Origin of the sequence: Rathayibacter sp. AY1E8 (genome assembly GCF_002931415.1) — a bacterium.
Classification (GTDB): domain Bacteria; phylum Actinomycetota; class Actinomycetes; order Actinomycetales; family Microbacteriaceae; genus Rathayibacter.
The window spans coordinates 1-17,411 of the sequence record NZ_PSVI01000003.1; the positions used below are offsets into that span (position 1 = coordinate 1).

A 17,411-nucleotide genomic window follows, 5' to 3' on the forward strand; every position below is an offset into this window, starting at 1 on the left:
ACCACCGGGTCGCAGCCGCCGAGCCGCTCGACCAGCTCGCGCTGGGCGGGATCGGTGGTGGTCAGCTGCATCGCGATCGCGCGGGCGACCGCGGTGACCTTGATCGAGTGCGTGAGCCGGTTGTGCACGACCTGGCCGACGCCCGAGGGCGAGATGACCTGGGTCACCGCGGAGAGGCGGGCGAAGTAGGGCGAGAAGCGGATCCGCTCCAGGTCGACGCGGTACTCGGGGTACTCCTCGCCGGTGGCGAACCGGTCGACGGGCTCGGGGATGCGCCGGTCGCGGCGGTGGTCGTGCGGGGCCGAGGCCCGCGGGGCCGTCGTCTCGGGGAGTGCCGGCTCGCTCATGGCTTCACCCTAATCAGGGGCGCGGGGGCGGAGGGACCGCGCCGCTCCGGCGGCCGGCGTCGCTGCTCCGCCGAGACACCGCGTCCGCCGGCGAGGCACCGCGGGGACGGCGGCGCCTCGGGGAGCGCACGGACACCTCGGCGAGGCCGGCACCTCGGCGGACGCCGGGACGCCTCGCGGCAGCCCGGCCGACGGGCGAACAGGAGACGCCGGGCGCGGCCTCCCGTCAGGCGGACTGCTCGCGCGGAGCGACGGCGAGGTGCACGGCCGCGGCGACGACCGCGCCGAGGACGTAGGCCGCGATGTCGAGCCAGGAGAAGGTGGTGCCGACGACGAGGCGGAGCGGCGCCCACAGCTCGACCAGGCGCGCCGCGACTCCGATCGCCTGCAGCTGCTCCATCGCGATCGACCAGGCCAGCGCGATCCCGGCAGCCGTCACGCCCGGGATGCGCGGCAGGAGCACCGCGATCAGCAGCGCCACCAGCACGACGTAGGCCACTCCGCCGGCGAGGTCGGCGAGCAGCCCCGTGAGCACGAACCGCAGCGCCAGGCCCAGGCCGAGCACGGCGACGGCCGCGAGGGCGAAGCGGAACCGCGCCCTCACCGGGCACGCTCCTCGAGGGCGCGCTGCAGGCGGTCGAGAGCGAGGAGGAACGTGCGGTCGTCGGCCACGCGCCAGCCGAGAGCGGCCGGGGCGGCGACGACCAGGGGCACGAGGACGGTGCGCGGGCGCCGCCTCGCCGCACGCAGGACGGCGGAGGCGGGCGGCGGGGCGAGGACCGCCAGGACCAGTGCGCGGACCCGGTGGGCACCCGAGGGCGAGGTGCCGACGCCCACCGAGACGATCCGATCCCACTCGGCGATGCGCAGGGCGTCCGCGCGCTCGGCGGCGAGCTCGAGTCCGTCGCGGCCGACGGCCAGCACTGCGGCGGCGGCGGCCGGAGCGGCGGAGGCGGGTGCCGCGATCCGGCGCAGCGCCCGGGCGAGCTCGGGAGTGCGCAGGACGGCGAACCCCTCGGTGACCGCGGCGAGCGCCGCCAGCCGGCGCTGCCGCTCCGGGGCGGCCTGGCGGACCCGGGCCCGGACGGCGGCCGGGGCGGGCAGGGGCGCGGCGAGCAGCGCGGTCGGCTCGAACCGCGTGCGCGGGGGCAGCGGGACCGCCGGCGGCGTGCGCGGCGGGGGCTCGCCCCAGTGCGGCGTCGATGCGGGATCCATGCGCCCCTCCCTCCTCGCGCGGCTCCGAGCCGCCCCTGAGATCATCCCTCCTCCGCCCTCCCGCCTTGCCGAGAGGGCTCGGCGGGCATACCATGGAGTACCCCCCGGGGGTATGCCGCGACCGGCGTGCCGACCGGACGCCCACCGGGCCGATCGACCGGATCGGACCGGACGCACCACACAGGAGGACCCATGAGCACCAGGATCGACCTCGGCCTGACCGCGAGCGGATCGACGGGAGGCTGCGGCTGCGGCGGAGGCGGCGCCTGCGCGTGCGGCGGCCACGGCTCTGGCCGCTCCGATGGCGGCCACCCGGCGCAGGGCTCCCTGTCGGCCGCGTCCGTGCAGAGCTTCGGAGTCGCGGGCATGACCTGCGAGCACTGCGTCCGCAGCGTCACCGAGGAGCTCGCCGCCTACCCCGAGGTCTCGGCGGTCGACGTGTCCCTCGCCCCCGACGGGGTCTCGACCGTCACGGTCGGCTCCTCCCGGCCGCTCGGCCGCGAGGAGATCGCCGCCGCCGTCGCCGACGCGGGCTACCGCCTCGCTCCCCTGAGCTGACGTGGCCGAGACCACCGGCACACCGCTCGAGCTCGCCATCGGAGGGATGACCTGCGCCTCCTGCGTCGCGCGGGTCGAGAAGCGCCTCGACGCGCTCCCCGGAGTCCACGCGACCGTCAACCTCGCCCTCGAGCGCGCGACGCTGACCCTCCCGCCCGGCACGACTCCGGCCGACGCGATCGCCGCCGTCGAGGCCGCGGGCTACAGCGCGACGGTCCCCTCCACCGGCGAGGCGGCTCCCGCGGAGGAGCAGGAGGAGCAGAGCGACGACGACCGCGAGCGGCGCGCCCTGCGCACGCGGCTCCGCGTCTCCGCGCTGCTCGCCGTGCCGGTGGTCCTGCTCTCGATGATCCCGCCGCTGCAGTTCGCGAACTGGCAGTGGCTGTGCCTCGCCCTCGCCTCACCGGTCGCGGTCTGGGGCGCGCTGCCCTTCCACCGCAACGCCTGGCGGGCGCTGCGGCACGGCTCCACCACCATGGACACCCTGATCAGCCTCGGGGTCAGCGCCTCCTTCGCCTGGTCGGTCTGGGCTCTGTTCCTCGGCGACGCCGGGCGGCCCGGCATGAGCATGCCGTTCGAGCTGCTGGGCAGCCGGTCCGGCCACGACGAGATCTACCTCGAGGTCGCCGCCGCCGTCCCCGTCCTCGTGCTGGCCGGCCGCTACCTGGAGGCGCGGTCGAAGCGCGACGCCGGTGCGGCGCTCCGGGCGCTCCTCCGCCTCGGCGCGAAGGACGCCGTGCGCATCGCCGCCGACGGGCAGGAGGAGCGCGTGCCCGCGTCCTCGCTCGCCGTCGGCGACCTCCTCCGCGTGCGCCCCGGCGAGACCGTCGCCGCCGACGGCACCGTGCTCGAGGGCTCGAGCGCGATCGACGCGAGCATGCTCACCGGCGAGAGCGTGCCGGTCGAGGTCGGCCCCGGCTCGACCGTGACCGGCGGAGTGCTCAACGCGCACGGCCTGCTCACCGTCCGCGTCGACCGCGTCGGCTCCGAGACCACGCTCGCGCGGATGGGCCGCCTCGTCTCGGACGCGCAGGCCGGCAAGGCGCGCGTCCAGCGGCTCGCCGACCGCGTCTCCTCCGTCTTCGTGCCGGTCGTGGTGGTTCTCGCCCTGGCCACCCTCGCCGGCTGGCTGATCGCCGGCGCCGACCTCGCCGCCGCCGTCTCTCCCGCCGTCGCCGTCCTCGTCGTCGCGTGCCCGTGCGCGCTGGGCCTGGCCACCCCGACCGCCGTCCTCGTCGGCACCGGCCGCGGCTCCCAGCTCGGGATCCTCCTCCGCGGGCCGGAGGTGCTCGAGGCCGGGCGCCGGATCGACACGGTCGTGCTCGACAAGACCGGCACGCTCACCACCGGCGCCTTCCAGGTCGTCGAGTCCAGCGACGACGAGAGCCTGCGGATGCTCGCCGCCGTCGAGCGCGGGTCGGAGCATCCGCTCGCCGCAGCGATCGTGGCCGGGGCCGCGCACCTCGACGTCCCCAAGGCGACCGGATTCCGCTCCAGCACCGGGTTCGGCGTGCGCGCCCGGGTCGAGGGCCGCCTGGTCGTCGCCGGCCGGCTGCGCTGGCTGGAGGAGCAGTGGGGCTTCGCGCCGGGCGGTCTCGCCGAGCGCGCCGAGCGAGCGACCGCCGAGGGCGGCACCGTCGTCGGCGTCGGCTGGGAGGGGGCGCTGCGCGGCTTCGCGGTCCTCCGCGACGAGCCGAGGCCGGAGGCGTCCCGCACCGTCCGCGCCCTGCGCGAGCGGGGCCTGCGGGTGATGGTGCTGACCGGCGACAACCCGCGGGCGGCGCAGGCCGTCGCCTCGGCCGTCGGCATCGACGAGGTCGTCGCCGAGGTGCTGCCGGAGGAGAAGCTCGCGGTGATCGAGCGCCTCCGTGCGGAGGGCCGCCACGTCGCCTTCGTCGGCGACGGTGTGAACGACGCCGCCGCGCTGGCCGCCGCGGACGTGGGGATCGCGATGGGCGCCGGATCGGACGCGGCGATCGAGGCGAGCGACATCACCCTCGTCGGCGACGACCTCGCCCGGGTGCCCGACGCCCTGCGCCTCGGGCGCCGCACCCTCGCGGTCATCCGGGGCAACCTCTTCTGGGCCTTCGCCTACAACGTGGCCGCGATCCCGCTCGCGATGGCCGGACTCCTGGGGCCGCTCGTGGCCGGCGCCGCGATGGCGTTCTCGAGCGTCTTCGTCGTGCTGAACAGCCTGCGGCTGCGGTCGTTCCGCTGAGTCCCGGCGGGCCGTCCGGAGTTCCCTCGCGGAGCTCTTGACGGCCCGCCCGCAGGTGGCGAGGGTGAGCGCATGAGCCTCTTCATCACCTGCCCGGTCGACGACGTCGAGCGCGCCACCGCCTTCTACACCGCGCTCGGCTGGACCCTGAACGCCGAGATGTCCCGCGAGGACGTCTCCTGCTTCGCGATCGGTCCCGGCACGTCCGTCATGCTCGCGAGCCGCGCGATGTACGAGAGCGTCGGCGCCACCGAGGAGCTGATCGGCGCCCCCGGCACCCCCTCGAAGGTGACCGTCTCGTTCGACCTCGACAGCCGCGCGGCCGTCGACGAGCTCGTCGAGCGGGCCGCCGCCGCGGGCGGCCGGATCGGCGACACCGACGACTACCCCTTCATGTACCAGCGCCAGTTCGACGACCTCGACGGCTACCACTACTCCCCGTTCTGGATGAAGCCGGGCGGCGACGCGGCGGAGTGACGGGGCCGCGCGGACTCACTCCGCGTGCCGCAGGCGGTGCCGCCGGACCGCGGCCCGGTTCGCGCAGCGGACGGAGCAGTACCGCTGCCGGCCGTTCCGCGTCACGTCGACGACGACGTTCCTGCAGTGGTCGCCCGGCGCCCGACCGGCCTCGCACCGCAGGAGGCGGCTCATCCCCCGGGTCGTCAGGTGCAGCGCCGTGCCGACCGCGATGACGGCGTGGAGGACGTGCGCCAGGGACTGGTCCTGGTCGCGGTAGTGCAGGTGCCAGCCCTCGTCGTCGTGGTCGGTCAGGCGCGGATACGCGGCGATCGCGGCCATCTGGCGGTTCAGCGACGTCGCCCGGCCGCTCGGAGTCGGCGCGTCGACCACTTCCAGCCACTCGTCGATCACGTCGCGCGTCCGGGCGTGGTCGTCCGGGCCGGACTCGAAGGCCATCGTCATGCCGTATTCGCGCGTTCGAGCCTCGATGCCCGCGCGGTCGGACGGCCAGTCGTTCGCGAGGGAGGCGGCGAGCAGGACCGCGTACTCGCCGTAAGGGTTGAGCTGCATAAGACCATGACAGCACAGTGGCTCCCATGCGCACCTCCACACCCTCCCCGCACCCCTCCGAGCCGCTCGCCCCCGCCGTCGATCCGCACGAGCACGGCTGGACGACCGAGTCGGCCCACCGGACCAGCGAGGGCGTCGTCGTGTACGTCCGCTGCGCCGGCTGCGGCACGCGGCGCGTGGACGTGCGGACCGGGCACCAGGATCCCCCTGCCGCTCTCAGCCGCGTCCTGCCCGCCTCCGACGACCGCTCCCGCCGTGGAGCAGAGGGAGGATGAGGGCATGATCGCCGACCTGACCCTCCCCTGCGACGCCGGCCCCGGGGAGAGGAGCCTCCTCCTCCGCCGCGCGGTGCTCCACGACCTCCCCGCGATCGTCCGGCTCCTCTCCGACGACCCGATCAGCGCCGGGCGCGGAGACGTCGCCGCCGAGGAGGACGGGGCCGCCTACGAGGCCGCCTTCCGGAGCATCGCGCAGGACCCGGGCAACGATCTCGTGGTCGCGGTGGACGGCGCCGGAGCCGTGGTCGGCACGCTGCAGCTGACCGTGATCCCCGGGATGGCGCGCCGCGGCAGCTCCCGCCTGCTCGTCGAAGCGGTCCGGGTGGCGAGCGCCGAGCGGTCGGCGGGGATCGGCACGGCCCTGATGCGCTGGGTGCTGGACGTCGCTGCGATCGAGCTCCGCACGCCGCTCGTCCAGCTGACCTCGGACGCCGCCCGCACCGACGCCCACCGCTTCTACCTGCGCCTGGGCTTCGTCGACTCGCACGTGGGCTTCAAGCGCCGCGTCGAGCTGCCGGGCTCGTAGCGGCGGTGCGGGCAGCCCGTCCGGACGCCTGATCGGCGTGTCCCCGCAAGCACGACCGGCGCAGGAGGGGACGCCCCGAGCGGAGGCCCGGACGGCACTGCTCGCCTCTCCCCGGCCGACGTGATTGGCTGGCCCGATGAGAACCGAGACCCGCCAGGGCGTCCCCCTCCTGCTCGTCGACGACGACGGAGGCGCGCTCTCGACCCCGGACGACGCGATCGCGCTGATCGGCGAGACCTACGGCGGCGACGTCGAGACGATCGTGGTGCCCGTCGGCCGGCTCGACCCCGAGTTCCTCCGCCTGCGCTCCGGCATCGCCGGCGAGTTCGTGCAGAAGTTCGTCTCGTACGGCAAGCGGCTGGTGATCCTCGGCGACGTCAGCGGGCCGGTGGCGGAGTCGAGCGCGCTGCAGGCCTTCGTCGTCGAGTCGAACCGCGGCGACCACCTCTGGTTCGCCGCCGACCTCGAGGCGCTCGACGCCCGCCTCCGCAGCTCCGGGACCGCGAACGAGCCCGGCGCCGACGGCGGAGTGGAGCCGACGCCCGGCCCCGCCCGCTGATGCCCCTGCTCCAGCCCGGCCCCGACGGCTCTCCACCCGAGGTCGACGGTCCGGTCCGCCTCCTCCTGCTCGCCGACACGCACCTCCCGAAGCGGGCGAAGGCCCTCCCGGACGAGGTGTGGCGCGCGGTCGACGAGGCCGACCTGGTCGTGCACGCGGGCGACTGGATCGACGAGGCGACGCTGGACGCGCTGGAGGAGCGGGCGGCGCTCCTGCTGGCCGTGTGGGGCAACAACGATCCGGAGCCGCTGCGCGCCCGCCTGCCCGAGGTCGCGCGCGCCCGCGTCGCCGGCCTCGACGTCCGCGTGGTGCACGAGACCGGAGCGGCGACCGGCCGCGGGACCCGCGCCGACGCCGCTCATCCGGGTGCCGACGTGCTCGTCTTCGGGCACAGCCACATCCCCTGGGACACCGTCTCCCCGGCGGGTCTCCGCCTGCTCAATCCGGGCTCCCCGACGGATCGGAGGCGCCAGCCGGCCTGCACCTTCCTGACCGCCGTCGCCGACGACGGAGGGCTCCGCGACGTGCACCTGACCGCCCTGCCGCTCCGGGCACGAACCATTCCCGGCGGCGGCGCAAGGGGGTCACAGAGCATTTAGGTCGGCCTAAGCTCACCTGGATGAGCAGCTCACACGACCACCCCGACTCCGCGCACCTGCGCCCGGAGGGTCTCGACGACGCCACCGTGGCGGCGCTCGGGAAGCTCTCGGAGGCGCTCGAGACGGTCGAGCACGCCCGCGGTCTGCTCTACGGCTTCCACCGGCTCACCGGCGCGGCCGACCTCGCTCTGGGCGAGGCCGTCGACGCGCTGCGCGAGGCCGGCCACGCCGCGACCGCCGAGCGGATCGAGGCCGAGCTCGTCGGCCGCAACGTCATCGAGGGGCGCTGGACCTTCCAGATCGTCGAGGACTACGACGACACCTACTACGCCGCGTTCCGGGAGCAGGAGCGCGCCGCGCGCGACGAGCTCGCCGGCGGACGCCGCCACCTCTTCGAGTCCGAGATGAAGGAGGACCGCCGCTCCGGCGGCCGCCGCCATCACGAGTCGCGCCCGGAGGCGGGCTCGTGAACGCCGTCATCCGGATGCACGCCTCGTCGCTGCGGGTCAAGGCGGTCACGCCGGGCCGCGGCGGACGCGGCACGCCTCCCGAGCCCGAGGCGACGATGCGGCGCACCACGCTCAGTATCGACGGCCGCCGCTTCCTCCTCGCCGTCTCCCTCGACACCGAGGAGCTCGAGAAGCGCCTGGTCGAGGCCGTGCGCAACCGCGGCGACATGGTGAGCTTCACGGTCGCCGGCGAGCGCGAGGTCTGCGTGCTGGTCTCCCCGGGCGTCGCGGTCATCCTCGAGCACGAGGACGTCCCGGTCGAGGATCCGGACGCCGAGGACGCGCCGATCCTGTACGACGACGTCGAGTACCTGACCTGATCCGTCGGCGACCGGTCCCGACCGCCGGTCCGGGCGCGGCCTCTCGACTCGGGTCGTCCACCCGCTCAGACCGCTCCGGTGCTCGCCCACAGGTGGAACGCCGCGTGCGCCCGGTGCGGCCGCCACGCCTGCGACGCCGCCTCCGCCTCCGCCGTGCTCACCCGGCCGAGCGCCTTCCGCAGCACCAGGTCGCCGGCGGGGAAGGCGTCCGGATCGCCGAGGAACCGGAGCGCGAGGTAGTCGGCCGTCCACGGCCCGATGCCCGGGATCGCGAGGAGCGCGCGCCGCTGCTCCGGCAGGTCGCCCGCGCGGTCGAGCACGGGTCCGGCGGCGAAGGCCTCGGCGACGGCACGGACCGTCCGCGCCCGGGCGTTGGTGATCCCGATCGCCGAGCGCAGCGCCTCGAACTCCGGCGCGAGCAGGGCGGCGGGTGCGGGGAACGCCAGCAGACCGCGCTCCCCCGGGGCGCCGAAGGCCGCGGCGGTCCGTCCGCCGAAGGTCCGGGCCGCGGCGACGGACACCTGCTGGCCGAGGACCGCCATCACCGCCGCCTCGAACGCCTCCGGGTACTGCGTCGCGCGCAGCCCCGGTCGGGCCGCGACGGAGCGGGCGAGCAGCGGGTCCCGCGAGAGCTCGGCGCCGATCGCCACGACGTCGGAGTCGAGGTCGAACCAGGCACGGACGACCGCGGCCGCCGGCGTCAGCACGTCCGGCTCCGCCTCCACCCGCAGCCCGGTCTCCGTCACCTCGAGCGCGATCGGCCGCGGCGCCCCGTCGAGGGTGAGCAGGCGCTCCAGGCGCCGGCCGTCGGCCGAGACCCGCTCCACTCCGGGGAGGGCGTGGTTGCGGAGGAGGCTCGCGGCGCCGGCGGAGTCGAAGGGCCCGAGGGCCGGCAGGTCGAGGGAGGACGTCTCGTTCAGGGGAGCAGGACCGTCTTGCCGCGCGCGCGGCCCGACTCGACGAGGGCGAGCGCGGCGGCCGCCTCGGTCAGCGGGAAGGAGGGCCCGAGCACGACCTCGAGCTCCCCGCGACCGGCGCGGTCGAGCAGGCCCGGCCGGGCGGCGTCGCGGAGCGCGGTGCCGGGATCGGCTCCCGGTCCGCCGCCGAGCAGCAGGATGCCGCCGAGGCGGGCGGCGTGCTCGAAGCCGGCGACGGTGGCGATGCGCGAGCGGTCGGTGACCAGAGCCACCGAGGCGTCCAGCGCCTCGTCGGTGCCCGCCGTGTCCAGCGCGACGTCGACGCCGCCGGGGGCCAGGAGGCGCACGCGCTCCTCCAGCCCGGCGCCGTAGCGGACCGGCTCCGCGCCGAAGCGGCGGACGACCTCCTCGCCGCGCTCGCTCGTGGTGCCCAGCACCCGTGCTCCGCGGGCGACCGCGAGCTGCACCGCGAGCGAGCCGACGGCTCCGCTCGCCCCGTGCACCAGGACGGTGTCCCCGGAGGAGACGCGGGTGGCCTCGACGAGGTGCTCGGCGGTCGTCCCGGCCAGCAGCAGGCCCGCGGCCGCCGCCCAGCCGAGCCCGGCGGGCTTGGGCAGGACCGCGCTCGCGGGCGCGACCAGCTCGGCGGAGTAGCCGCCGGAGACCCGGAACGCCACGACCTCGTCGCCCACGCGGATCGGGCCGAGCGGCCCCTCGGCCCTCTCGCCGACCGCGGTCACGACTCCGGAGACCTCGCTGCCCGGCCGGACCGGCACCCGTCCGCGCCCGAACATCCCGCGCAGGAGCTTCGCGTCGGCCGGGTTCACGCCCGCTGCGCGCACCGCGATCCGCACCCTGCCGGGCGCCGGCTCCCCTGGATCGACCTCGACGGCGCGCAGCGCCTCCGGCCCGTCGAATCCCTCGGCCTGCATCGCGACGACCATGCGTCCGCCTCCCGTCCCCGGGCGCCTGCGCACCCGAGCGCGACGCTAGCAGCAGCGTCCGACCCCCGGACCCCCTGCGGAGAGCGCGGCAGCCGACCGAGAACGCCCGTTCTGGTACCGCCTACCATGGAGGGATGTCCCCGATCCTCGACGAGCGCCCTCCCCGCGAGGCGATCCTCGCGGCCGCCGACCGGCTCTACTACGAGCGCGGCATCCAGTCCGTGGGGATGGACGAGCTCCGCACGGCCGCGGGCGTCTCGCTGAAGCGCCTCTACTCGGAGTTCCCGAGCAAGGAGTCGGTGGTGGTCGCCGTCCTGCACGGCCGGCACGAGCAGTGGACCCTCGGCGTGACCACCCGGGTCGCCGCGGCGGACGGACCTCGCGGCAAGCTGCTCGCGATCTACGACTTCCTCTTCGACTGGTTCTCCGAGGACTCGTTCCGCGGCTGCGGCTTCATCAACGCCTTCGGGGAGCTCGGCTCGTCGAACCCGATGGTCGCCGAGATGGCGCGCGACCACAAGGAGACGTTCCAGCGCTTCCTCGCGACCCTCGCCGAGGAGGCGGGTGGCGGCGCCGAGCTCGCCGCGCAGCTCGCGATCCTCGCCGAGGGCGCCCAGACCACCGCGGCCATCGCCGGAACCCCGGAGGCCGCCCTGCACGCGCGTCGCGCCGCCGAGATCCTCATCGACGCGGAGACGCGCCCCGTCTGAGGCACGCCGCGCGCGGGATCAGGCCTCGCCGCCCCCGGGCGGGCCGACCACCAGCAGCGCCGCGAAGACCACGGCGACCAGAGCCAGGACCAGCGCCCCGGCGAGCACGGGCCGCGCGAGCGCCCAGCGGAGGAGTCGGCTCGTCACGCGCCGGTCGCGCGGGTCGTCCGTCGCGTGCGTCCGCCACGGGCCCTCCAGCAGGCCGCGGCGCTCGAAGCCGCGCTCCAGCGGGACCGTCGCGTAGGGCACGACCGCGCTGACGACCGCGAGCGCCGTCGCGCCCGCCGACCACCGCTGGTTCACCGCGAGCACCAGGGCCGCGGCTCCGTAGGCGAGGAACGCGAACCCGTGGATCGGCCCGGCGACGCTCACCGGCCAGTCGCCGGCTCCGGCCGCGTACTTCAGCAGCATCCCGACGATCAGGAGAGTCCAGGTCACCGCCTCGACGATCGACAGCAGGCGGAAGAGGCGGCGCGGGCTCATGGGATCGGCTCCGTTCGGTCCGCGGCGACGCGGCTCGGGGTCGGTCGAGGGTCGCCCGGAGCCTACGGGAGCACGCTCGCGAGGAACCTGAGCGGACGAGGACCGCTCGGGGCGCTCAGCCCAGCCAGCCGGTGAGCGAGAGGGCCGTCACCGCGCCGACCAGGCCCGCGGCGACGAGGGCGACCGTGCCCGTGACTCCGCTGCGGGAGGGGGCTGCGGCGGGGCCGCCGGCCAGGCGCGCCCAGAGCCGGCGTGCCACCTCCTCGGCGGAGGGGCGGTCGGCCGGATCGAGAGCGGTCATCGCGGTCAGCAGCTCGCGCCACTCCGCCGGGACCGTGTCCGGGACGACAGGCGCGTGGTGGAGGCGCTGGATCGAGATCTCGAGCGTCGTGCCGGTGTAGGCCCTGCGGCCCGAGACGGCCTCGAGGAGGACCAGCCCGAGCGAGTAGACGTCGGACGCCGGTCCGACCGGGCCGGAGCCGAGGCTCTCGGGGCTGAGGTACGCGGCGGTGCCCACCAGCACGTCGGAGCGGGTGAGCCGGGCGTCGTCGACCGAGCGGGCGATCCCGAAGTCGCTGAGCTTGGCCTCGTGCGCGGAGAAGCCGGATGCGGTGGCGCGCGAGCGGACGAGGACGTTCTCGGGCTTCACGTCGCGGTGGAGGACGCCCTGCGCGTGCAGGTGCGCGAGAGCATCGGCCACTTGAGCCCCGACCTCCGCGATGAGCCGCGGATCGCCGGAGCCGAACCAGTCGGCCGCCGGGTCGCTGCGGTCGAAGTACTCGAGGACGAGGAACGCGAGGTCGCCCTCCTCGCCGGGGATCTCGCCCTGGTCGAGGACGTCCACCACGGAGGCGTGGCGCGAGTCGATCAGGAAGCGGATCTCGCGCTCGCGACGCGCCCGCTCGTTGGGGGTGTCCGGGACGTCGCGGTGGACCTTGACCGCGACCTGGCGGGCGAGGCGGAGGTCGCGGGCGCGGTAGACGACGGCGCTGCCGCCCTCCCCCACCCGCTCGAGCACGAGGTAGCGACAGGCGAGGGTGGAGCCGACCAGCGGATCCACGACGTCGGCGGGGAGCGGCTGCAGGCGGTCGAGTTCGTCCAGCACGGGCAGCTCCCTTCGCGAATGAGTCACTAGCTTGTCTAACTAGTAGTCCCTTCGTAGTGGTCGCCGCCCTTCCAGGCAAGCACCTCGGGGGAGGTTGGCTTGTCTAGATCTTCTTGCTACAAGACTGTCTAGACTGTTCTGCATGGATGAGGTCACGCTGAAGCGACCCGGGGCCTTCTGGTTCTCGGGTGAGGCGACCGAGCCCGGAGCGGTGGAGGTCCTCGCCGCGATGCGCGCCTTCCGCACGGCGGAGGCCGCGATGCGCCGCCGGACCCGCGGATCCATGGGCATGGGCGAGAACGACCTGCTGGCCGTGCAGTTCCTCATGCGCCGCCAGCAGAAGGGCGTGCACGTCAGCCCGAAGGACCTGGCCTCCTACCTCGGCATCTCCTCCGCCTCCACGACCGTGCTGATCGACCGGCTGGTCAAGAGCGGGCACGTGGTCAGGGAGCCGCACCCGAGCGACCGCCGGGCCATCCGCATCGTCGCCACCCCCACCTCCCACCGCGAGGTGCGCGAGACGCTCGACGAGATGCACCGCCGCATGCTCGAGGCGGCCGAGACGCTCAACCCCTCCGAGGCCGGGACCGTCATCCGCTTCCTGCAGACGATGCGCGACATCGTCGAGCGCCCGGCCGACTCCGAGACGGTCGACGCCGCCCAGGAGCTCGCGGGCGAGCCGATCGGCGAGTACGCCGACGGCGTGCTGGAGCAGCGCCGCGCCTGACCGGCGTCCCCACGGCCGCGACCGCGCGTCCCCAGGAGTTCACTCCGAGGGTCTTCTGCCGCGCCCGGATCCGTCGGAGAATCGAGTCGTCCGGCGGCGATGGACAGAAAACGCACTCCGCGACGTAAGTAGCTAGCTCAACTAGTAGGAAGTCTTTCTAGCGATATAGAGTGACGGACGTCAGCCACTCGCACGTCAGATCGGAGCACACCATGGGCAACATCCTGTACGGCACTCCCCCCGCCGCCATCGAGGTCGAGGACCGCGCCCTCGCCCACCTCCAGATCGTCATCATCAACAAGTTCCGCCGCGACGAGCGCTTCCTGCTCACCCTCGACGCGAGCCCCCAGGCCGGCACCGGCCGCCGCGGCGTGTGGATGCACCCGACCATCCCGATCCAGTTCGAGTTCAAGGGCAGCCGCCAGCCCACGATCAACCCGGAGTGGGTCGAGGCCCTCATGGAGCGCGCCAACAGCGGCGCCGGTCTCCGCATCGTGCCCGAGCCGACGAGCAACGCCGCCGTTCCGCTTCGCCGCGCCGAGCCCGCCGCCTGACCCTCCGCGCCGGAGCCGCTCCCGATCAGGCGCCGCCGCCGCACACCGACACGACCCGCCTTCCCGCCCGGGAGGCGGGTTCCGTCGTCTCCGGGCCTGAGAACCCCGGGAGCGCGCTCGCAAGTGGTTGACATTCCGCGCCACGGTCAGGGTCGCAGTCCTACACTGCTCCTGCGGCACGGGGTCGTTCCGGCGGGCTCGTCCCTGCTGTCGCACGCATGACCGGCCGCCGGCCGCTCGGGCCCCCCTCTCGAGCGACCGGCGGACGGCTGCGCGGCGCACCCGAAGCGCCGTCCGCGAGGTCCGCCGGAACCAGGAGCGGCCAGATGACCCACGGAACGAACAGCCTCACCACCACCGTCGACGAGGTGCGCCCGGGCGACCTCTTCTGCGCCGTCGTCGCCCACGAGACCGAGCAGTGGCGCGTCGTCGCCGTCCTCGGCATCCGCGTCCTCGCCGAGCGGGTCTCCGGAGGAGACCGCCGCAGCTTCACGCTCCGCTTCGTGCGCCACCAGCTCTCGCCGGACGTGCTCATCGCGAGGGGCGCCGCAGCGAACCGCTAGGGGATCAGGCGCTCCGCGCGGTAGCGGTCGAAGAGCGCCGTGAACGAGTCGACCGTCCGGTGGAACGCCGTGAAGCCGGCGAGGCGGGACTTGCCGATGTCGGTGACGACCTCGAGGTTCCGGCCGAGGTCGGCGTCGGTGTGCCACCAGGAGGCGACGCGGGAGAGGTCGGGCTCGATCAGCCCGTGCTCGTCGACGAGGCGCCGCCAGACGGGCTCGGCACCGGCCATCTGCTGCTCGAGCGGCTGCGGCTCCTCCCCCGGGCCGACCGGCTCGACGCCGAAGTGCTCCGCGATCCGGGTCCACATCCAGCGCCAGCGGAAGACGTCGCCGTTGACCACGTTGAAGGCCTGGTCGCGGCCCGCCTCCGACGTCGACGCCCAGAGCATCTGCTCGGCGAGGATCGTCGCGTCGGTCATGTCGGTGAGTCCGTTCCACTGCGTCAGCGAGCCGGGGAACACGAGCGGGGTGCCCTCGGCACGGTGGATCGACGCAGCGACCGCGAGGGTCAGCCCCATGTTCATCGCGTTGCCGACGGCGTGCCCGATGACCGTGTGCGAGCGGTGCACCGACCAGGTGAACCCGGCGCGCCCGGCCGCGGCGAAGAGCTCGTCCTCCTGCGCGTAGTAGAAGTTCGGGGCGTCGAGGCGCTCCTCCTCCTCGTGGAACGGGGTGTCGGGCATCGCGCCCTGCCCGTACGCCTCGAACGGGCCGAGGTAGTGCTTGAGGCCGGTCACCAGCGCGACGTGCTCGACGGGAGCGTGCGCGAGCGCGGCGAGGAGGTCGCGGACCATGCCGCCGTTGACCGCGATGTTCTCCTCCTCCGTCGCCTGGCGCGACCAGGCGGTGAAGAAGACGTGCGTGGGGCGCTGGTCGGCGAGCACGCGGGCCAGGTCCTCGGCGGAGCGCAGGTCGGCGGCGAGCGGAGTGACGCCGGGGCGCGCGTCGATCGGGCGGCGCGAGAGGGCGGTCACCGGCCACCCCTGCTCGGTGAGCAGGTCGACGAGGGCGGAGCCGCCGATGCCCGTCGCACCGACGACGAGGGCGCTGCGGGGGTCGGACGGGGGGACGGGAGTGGTGGAGGACATCCCCTGGGCCAACAGCCCCGGGGGCGAGGCATTCCCCGATCCGGGCGTCACGGAGGGACACCGGAGGTCACGGAGGGACACCGGGCGTCACGGAGGGACACCGGGCGTCACGGGCGGACCGCGGACCGGGCTCCTCCCCTACCGTCAAGCACGAGCCGCCCGGGGTGGGCGCAGCGGAACAGGAGCCGACGATGACCGCGACCGACGTGCGGGCCGTGCCCGAGGTGGACTACGAGGAACTGGCGGGGCGGTTCCGGCCGCTGTTCGCCGAGATCGCGGCGGGGGCGGCGGCGCGGGAGAGCGCGCGCGAGCTGCCGGTCGCGCAGATCCGAGCGCTGGCGGACGCCGGGTTCGGCGCGGTGCGCGTGCCACTGGAGTCCGGCGGGGCCGGCGCGAGCCTCCCCCAGCTGTTCCGCCTGCTGACGGAGCTGGCCGCCGCCGACTCCAACCTCCCCCAGGCGCTCCGCGGCCACTTCGCCCTGGTCGAGGACCGGCTGCTCGCGACCGACGGGACCCGCGAGCGCTGGCTCCGGCGCTTCGCCGACGGCGAGCTCGGCGGCAACGCCTGGACCGAGGTCGGCACGGTCGCGATCGGCGACGTGCAGACGAAGGTCGCTCCGGTCGAGGGCGACCCGACGCGGTTCACGGTGACCGGCACGAAGTACTACTCCACCGGCAGCGTCTTCGCCGACTGGATCGACACCTTCGCCCAGCGCACCGACACCGGGCAGAAGGTGATCGCGATCGTCGACGCTCGCCAGGCGGGCGTCGAGCACGCCGACGACTGGGACGGCTTCGGCCAGCGCACCACCGGCTCGGGGACGAGCACCTTCACGGAGGCGGTGGTCGCGGCCGAGGACGTGATCGACTTCGAGACCCGGTTCCGCTACCAGACCGCGTTCTACCAGGCGGTGCTGCTGGCCGTGCTGGCGGGCTCGATCGCGGGGGCCGAGCGCGAGATCGCAGCCGAGGTGCGGGCGCGGACGCGGATCTTCTCGCACGGGAACGCCGAGTCGTTCGCGGCGGATCCGCAGATCCTGCAGGTGGTGGGGCAGGTCTCGGCCGCCGCCTATGCGGGAGCGGCGATCGTGGAGCGCGCGGCGGTCGCGCTGCAGCGGGCGCACGACGCGGCCCTCGACGGCGACCCGCTCGAGGACGAGCGGCAGAACGACCTCGCCGAGCTCGAGACGGCGCAGGCCCAGATCGTCCTGACACAGCTGGCCACCCGGGCGACCTCCGACCTCTTCGACGCGCTGGGCGCCTCCGGGGTGAGCACCCGCAAGAACCTCGACCGGCACTGGCGCAATGCGCGCACGGCCGCCAGCCACAATCCGTGGGTGTTCAAGGCGCGGATCGTCGGCGACCACGCGGTCAACGGCACCGTGCCGCCGCGGGTCTGGGCGATCGGCGCGGGGCCGAAGCGGTAGTCGCCCCGGCGCCGGCCGGGGGCGGTGGACAGCCGGCGAGAGCGGAGGAGAGGATCGAGGGGGCGGCGACGCGGCCGCCGCGGACGAGGGGGCTCGCGATGATCCGGACGACGACCGCGAGGGGCGCCGGTGCGCTGCTCGCCTGCGCGGCGGGGCTGCTCGCGCTGAGCGGCTGCACGGGAAGCGCCGACGAGGGGACGGCCCCGACGACAGCTCCACCGCTGGTCTCGAGCGCTCCGACGACGAGCAGTGCCGTGCCGACCGCGAGCGCCAGCAGCGCGACTCCGCTGCCCACCGCGACCCCGGCCACCGCCCTGCTCCCCTGCGAGGACCTGCTCACCGCTGAGGAGGAGGCGTCGCTCGCCGAGGACGGTCTCGCCCTCGCGCCCGAGGCGACGGCGTACGACGTCGACTACCCCGTCGTGCAGGAGATCGCCGAGGACGGGGTGCTCTGCCGGTGGACCGGCCAGGGCGACGTCTCGGTCGTGGTCGGGCAGCTGGCGGTCCCGGACGCGGAGTGGCCGGATCGGAGCGCCGCGCTCCTCGCGGACGGGTTCACCGCCGACGACACCGCGGCGCCGGGCTTCCTCGACGGGCCCGACGATCCGGACGAGAGCTACCCCGGCCGCGGCGTCCTCCACCGCGACGGCGTCCTCTACTACGTGAGCTACTCCGGGATCGTCGGCTCGATCGTGCCGCTCTCCGACTGAGGCGGCGGATCGACGACCCAGGGCG

At 74.9% G+C, this 17,411-nt stretch carries 23 protein-coding genes and 1 pseudogene; 15 read left to right on the plus strand and 9 right to left on the minus strand.

All coding sequences use genetic code 11. The features are described from left to right. From C5C74_RS17755 to C5C74_RS17210, 3 genes and pseudogenes are all read right to left on the minus strand, one after another. A pseudogene (locus C5C74_RS17755) lies at positions 1–347 on the minus strand (phosphodiesterase); the annotation flags it as partial. A gap of 226 nt (positions 348–573) precedes the next feature. Continuing rightward, a complete protein-coding gene (locus C5C74_RS17205) occupies positions 574–951 on the minus strand; it encodes a DUF2809 domain-containing protein (RefSeq protein ID WP_160033714.1) in 378 nt (125 codons plus the stop codon). Then, positions 948–1,562: a hypothetical protein gene (locus tag C5C74_RS17210; RefSeq protein ID WP_181067801.1), complete on the minus strand. Its 615-nt coding sequence runs from the start codon at positions 1,560–1,562 to the stop codon at positions 948–950. The genes C5C74_RS17205 and C5C74_RS17210 overlap by 4 nt, the downstream gene beginning before the upstream one ends. Before the next feature lie 192 nt (positions 1,563–1,754). Here C5C74_RS17210 and C5C74_RS17760 point away from each other — a divergent pair, with 192 nt between their 5' ends. The 3 genes from C5C74_RS17760 to C5C74_RS01515 all read left to right on the plus strand — a co-directional run bounded on the left by C5C74_RS17760 (position 1,755) and on the right by C5C74_RS01515 (position 4,815). Further along, on the plus strand, positions 1,755–2,120 hold the full coding sequence (locus C5C74_RS17760; protein WP_104237794.1) for a heavy-metal-associated domain-containing protein: 366 nt from the start codon (positions 1,755–1,757) through the stop codon (positions 2,118–2,120). A gap of 1 nt (position 2,121) precedes the next feature. After that, a complete protein-coding gene (locus C5C74_RS01510; RefSeq protein ID WP_258064075.1) occupies positions 2,122–4,338 on the plus strand; it encodes a cation-translocating P-type ATPase in 2,217 nt (738 codons plus the stop codon). A 72-nt stretch (positions 4,339–4,410) separates the two neighbouring features. Further along, complete coding sequence (locus tag C5C74_RS01515; protein ID WP_104225941.1) at positions 4,411–4,815, plus strand: VOC family protein; 405 nt, start codon at positions 4,411–4,413, stop codon at positions 4,813–4,815. A 15-nt stretch (positions 4,816–4,830) separates the two neighbouring features. Here the strand turns inward: C5C74_RS01515 and C5C74_RS01520 are convergent, their stop codons facing one another. After that, positions 4,831–5,367 carry a CGNR zinc finger domain-containing protein gene (locus tag C5C74_RS01520; RefSeq protein WP_104225942.1) on the minus strand — a complete coding sequence of 179 codons (537 nt, stop codon included), beginning with the start codon at positions 5,365–5,367 and terminating at the stop codon, positions 4,831–4,833. 26 nt (positions 5,368–5,393) lie between these two features. On the opposite strand from C5C74_RS01520, the gene C5C74_RS01525 reads away from it, so the two are divergent. The 6 genes from C5C74_RS01525 to C5C74_RS01550 all read left to right on the plus strand — a co-directional run bounded on the left by C5C74_RS01525 (position 5,394) and on the right by C5C74_RS01550 (position 8,158). Then, complete coding sequence (locus tag C5C74_RS01525) at positions 5,394–5,642, plus strand: hypothetical protein (RefSeq protein WP_104224177.1); 249 nt, start codon at positions 5,394–5,396, stop codon at positions 5,640–5,642. Positions 5,643–5,646: 4 nt separating this feature from the next. After that, positions 5,647–6,171, plus strand: coding sequence for a GNAT family N-acetyltransferase (locus C5C74_RS01530; protein ID WP_104225943.1), 525 nt, complete (start codon positions 5,647–5,649; stop codon positions 6,169–6,171). 136 nt (positions 6,172–6,307) lie between these two features. Beyond that, positions 6,308–6,730 (plus strand): DUF4180 domain-containing protein, encoded by a 423-nt coding sequence (locus C5C74_RS01535; RefSeq protein ID WP_104224175.1) that lies wholly within the window; start codon positions 6,308–6,310, stop codon positions 6,728–6,730. After that, complete coding sequence (locus tag C5C74_RS01540; protein WP_104350863.1) at positions 6,730–7,329, plus strand: metallophosphoesterase; 600 nt, start codon at positions 6,730–6,732, stop codon at positions 7,327–7,329. Before C5C74_RS01535 ends, C5C74_RS01540 begins: the two co-directional genes overlap by 1 nt. Before the next feature lie 20 nt (positions 7,330–7,349). Further along, positions 7,350–7,799 (plus strand): hypothetical protein, encoded by a 450-nt coding sequence (locus C5C74_RS01545; protein ID WP_104224173.1) that lies wholly within the window; start codon positions 7,350–7,352, stop codon positions 7,797–7,799. Beyond that, a complete protein-coding gene (locus C5C74_RS01550; RefSeq protein ID WP_104224172.1) occupies positions 7,796–8,158 on the plus strand; it encodes a hypothetical protein in 363 nt (120 codons plus the stop codon). The genes C5C74_RS01545 and C5C74_RS01550 overlap by 4 nt, the downstream gene beginning before the upstream one ends. 65 nt (positions 8,159–8,223) lie before the next feature. On the opposite strand, the gene C5C74_RS01555 is transcribed toward C5C74_RS01550, so the two are convergent. Then, positions 8,224–9,078 (minus strand): AlkA N-terminal domain-containing protein, encoded by an 855-nt coding sequence (locus tag C5C74_RS01555; RefSeq protein ID WP_308471004.1) that lies wholly within the window; start codon positions 9,076–9,078, stop codon positions 8,224–8,226. Continuing rightward, on the minus strand, positions 9,075–10,019 hold the full coding sequence (locus C5C74_RS01560; protein ID WP_258064076.1) for an NADP-dependent oxidoreductase: 945 nt from the start codon (positions 10,017–10,019) through the stop codon (positions 9,075–9,077). The genes C5C74_RS01555 and C5C74_RS01560 overlap by 4 nt, the downstream gene beginning before the upstream one ends. A gap of 134 nt (positions 10,020–10,153) precedes the next feature. Between C5C74_RS01560 and C5C74_RS01565 the strand changes: the two genes are divergently transcribed. After that, a complete protein-coding gene (locus tag C5C74_RS01565; RefSeq protein ID WP_104224170.1) occupies positions 10,154–10,729 on the plus strand; it encodes a TetR/AcrR family transcriptional regulator in 576 nt (191 codons plus the stop codon). 18 nt (positions 10,730–10,747) lie between these two features. Here C5C74_RS01565 and C5C74_RS01570 read toward each other — a convergent pair whose 3' ends face one another. Then, a complete protein-coding gene (locus C5C74_RS01570; RefSeq protein ID WP_104225947.1) occupies positions 10,748–11,212 on the minus strand; it encodes a DUF3817 domain-containing protein in 465 nt (154 codons plus the stop codon). Positions 11,213–11,327: 115 nt separating this feature from the next. Continuing rightward, the gene (locus C5C74_RS01575; protein ID WP_181134631.1) at positions 11,328–12,317 is read right to left on the minus strand and encodes a serine/threonine-protein kinase; all 990 of its coding nucleotides are present in this window, start codon (positions 12,315–12,317) and stop codon (positions 11,328–11,330) included. Positions 12,318–12,459: 142 nt separating this feature from the next. On the opposite strand from C5C74_RS01575, the gene C5C74_RS01580 reads away from it, so the two are divergent. The 3 genes from C5C74_RS01580 (at position 12,460) to C5C74_RS01590 (ending at position 14,161) form a co-directional block, all read left to right on the plus strand. Continuing rightward, on the plus strand, positions 12,460–13,044 hold the full coding sequence (locus C5C74_RS01580) for a MarR family winged helix-turn-helix transcriptional regulator (protein WP_104224167.1): 585 nt from the start codon (positions 12,460–12,462) through the stop codon (positions 13,042–13,044). Positions 13,045–13,256: 212 nt separating this feature from the next. After that, positions 13,257–13,598, plus strand: coding sequence for an ATP-dependent DNA ligase (locus C5C74_RS01585; RefSeq protein ID WP_104224199.1), 342 nt, complete (start codon positions 13,257–13,259; stop codon positions 13,596–13,598). A gap of 326 nt (positions 13,599–13,924) precedes the next feature. Beyond that, on the plus strand, positions 13,925–14,161 hold the full coding sequence (locus tag C5C74_RS01590; protein WP_104225949.1) for a hypothetical protein: 237 nt from the start codon (positions 13,925–13,927) through the stop codon (positions 14,159–14,161). Here the strand turns inward: C5C74_RS01590 and C5C74_RS01595 are convergent. Next, the gene (locus C5C74_RS01595) at positions 14,158–15,249 is read right to left on the minus strand and encodes an SDR family oxidoreductase (protein ID WP_104309397.1); all 1,092 of its coding nucleotides are present in this window, start codon (positions 15,247–15,249) and stop codon (positions 14,158–14,160) included. The two genes, C5C74_RS01590 and C5C74_RS01595, sit on opposite strands and share 4 nt — an antisense overlap. 191 nt (positions 15,250–15,440) lie before the next feature. Here C5C74_RS01595 and C5C74_RS01600 point away from each other — a divergent pair, with 191 nt between their 5' ends. Both C5C74_RS01600 and C5C74_RS01605 read left to right on the plus strand, forming a co-directional pair. Further along, positions 15,441–16,676, plus strand: coding sequence for an acyl-CoA dehydrogenase family protein (locus C5C74_RS01600; protein ID WP_104233459.1), 1,236 nt, complete (start codon positions 15,441–15,443; stop codon positions 16,674–16,676). Between the two features lie 98 nt (positions 16,677–16,774). After that, a complete protein-coding gene (locus C5C74_RS01605; protein WP_104350865.1) occupies positions 16,775–17,386 on the plus strand; it encodes a hypothetical protein in 612 nt (203 codons plus the stop codon). The last annotated feature ends 25 nt before the right edge of the window (positions 17,387–17,411 follow it).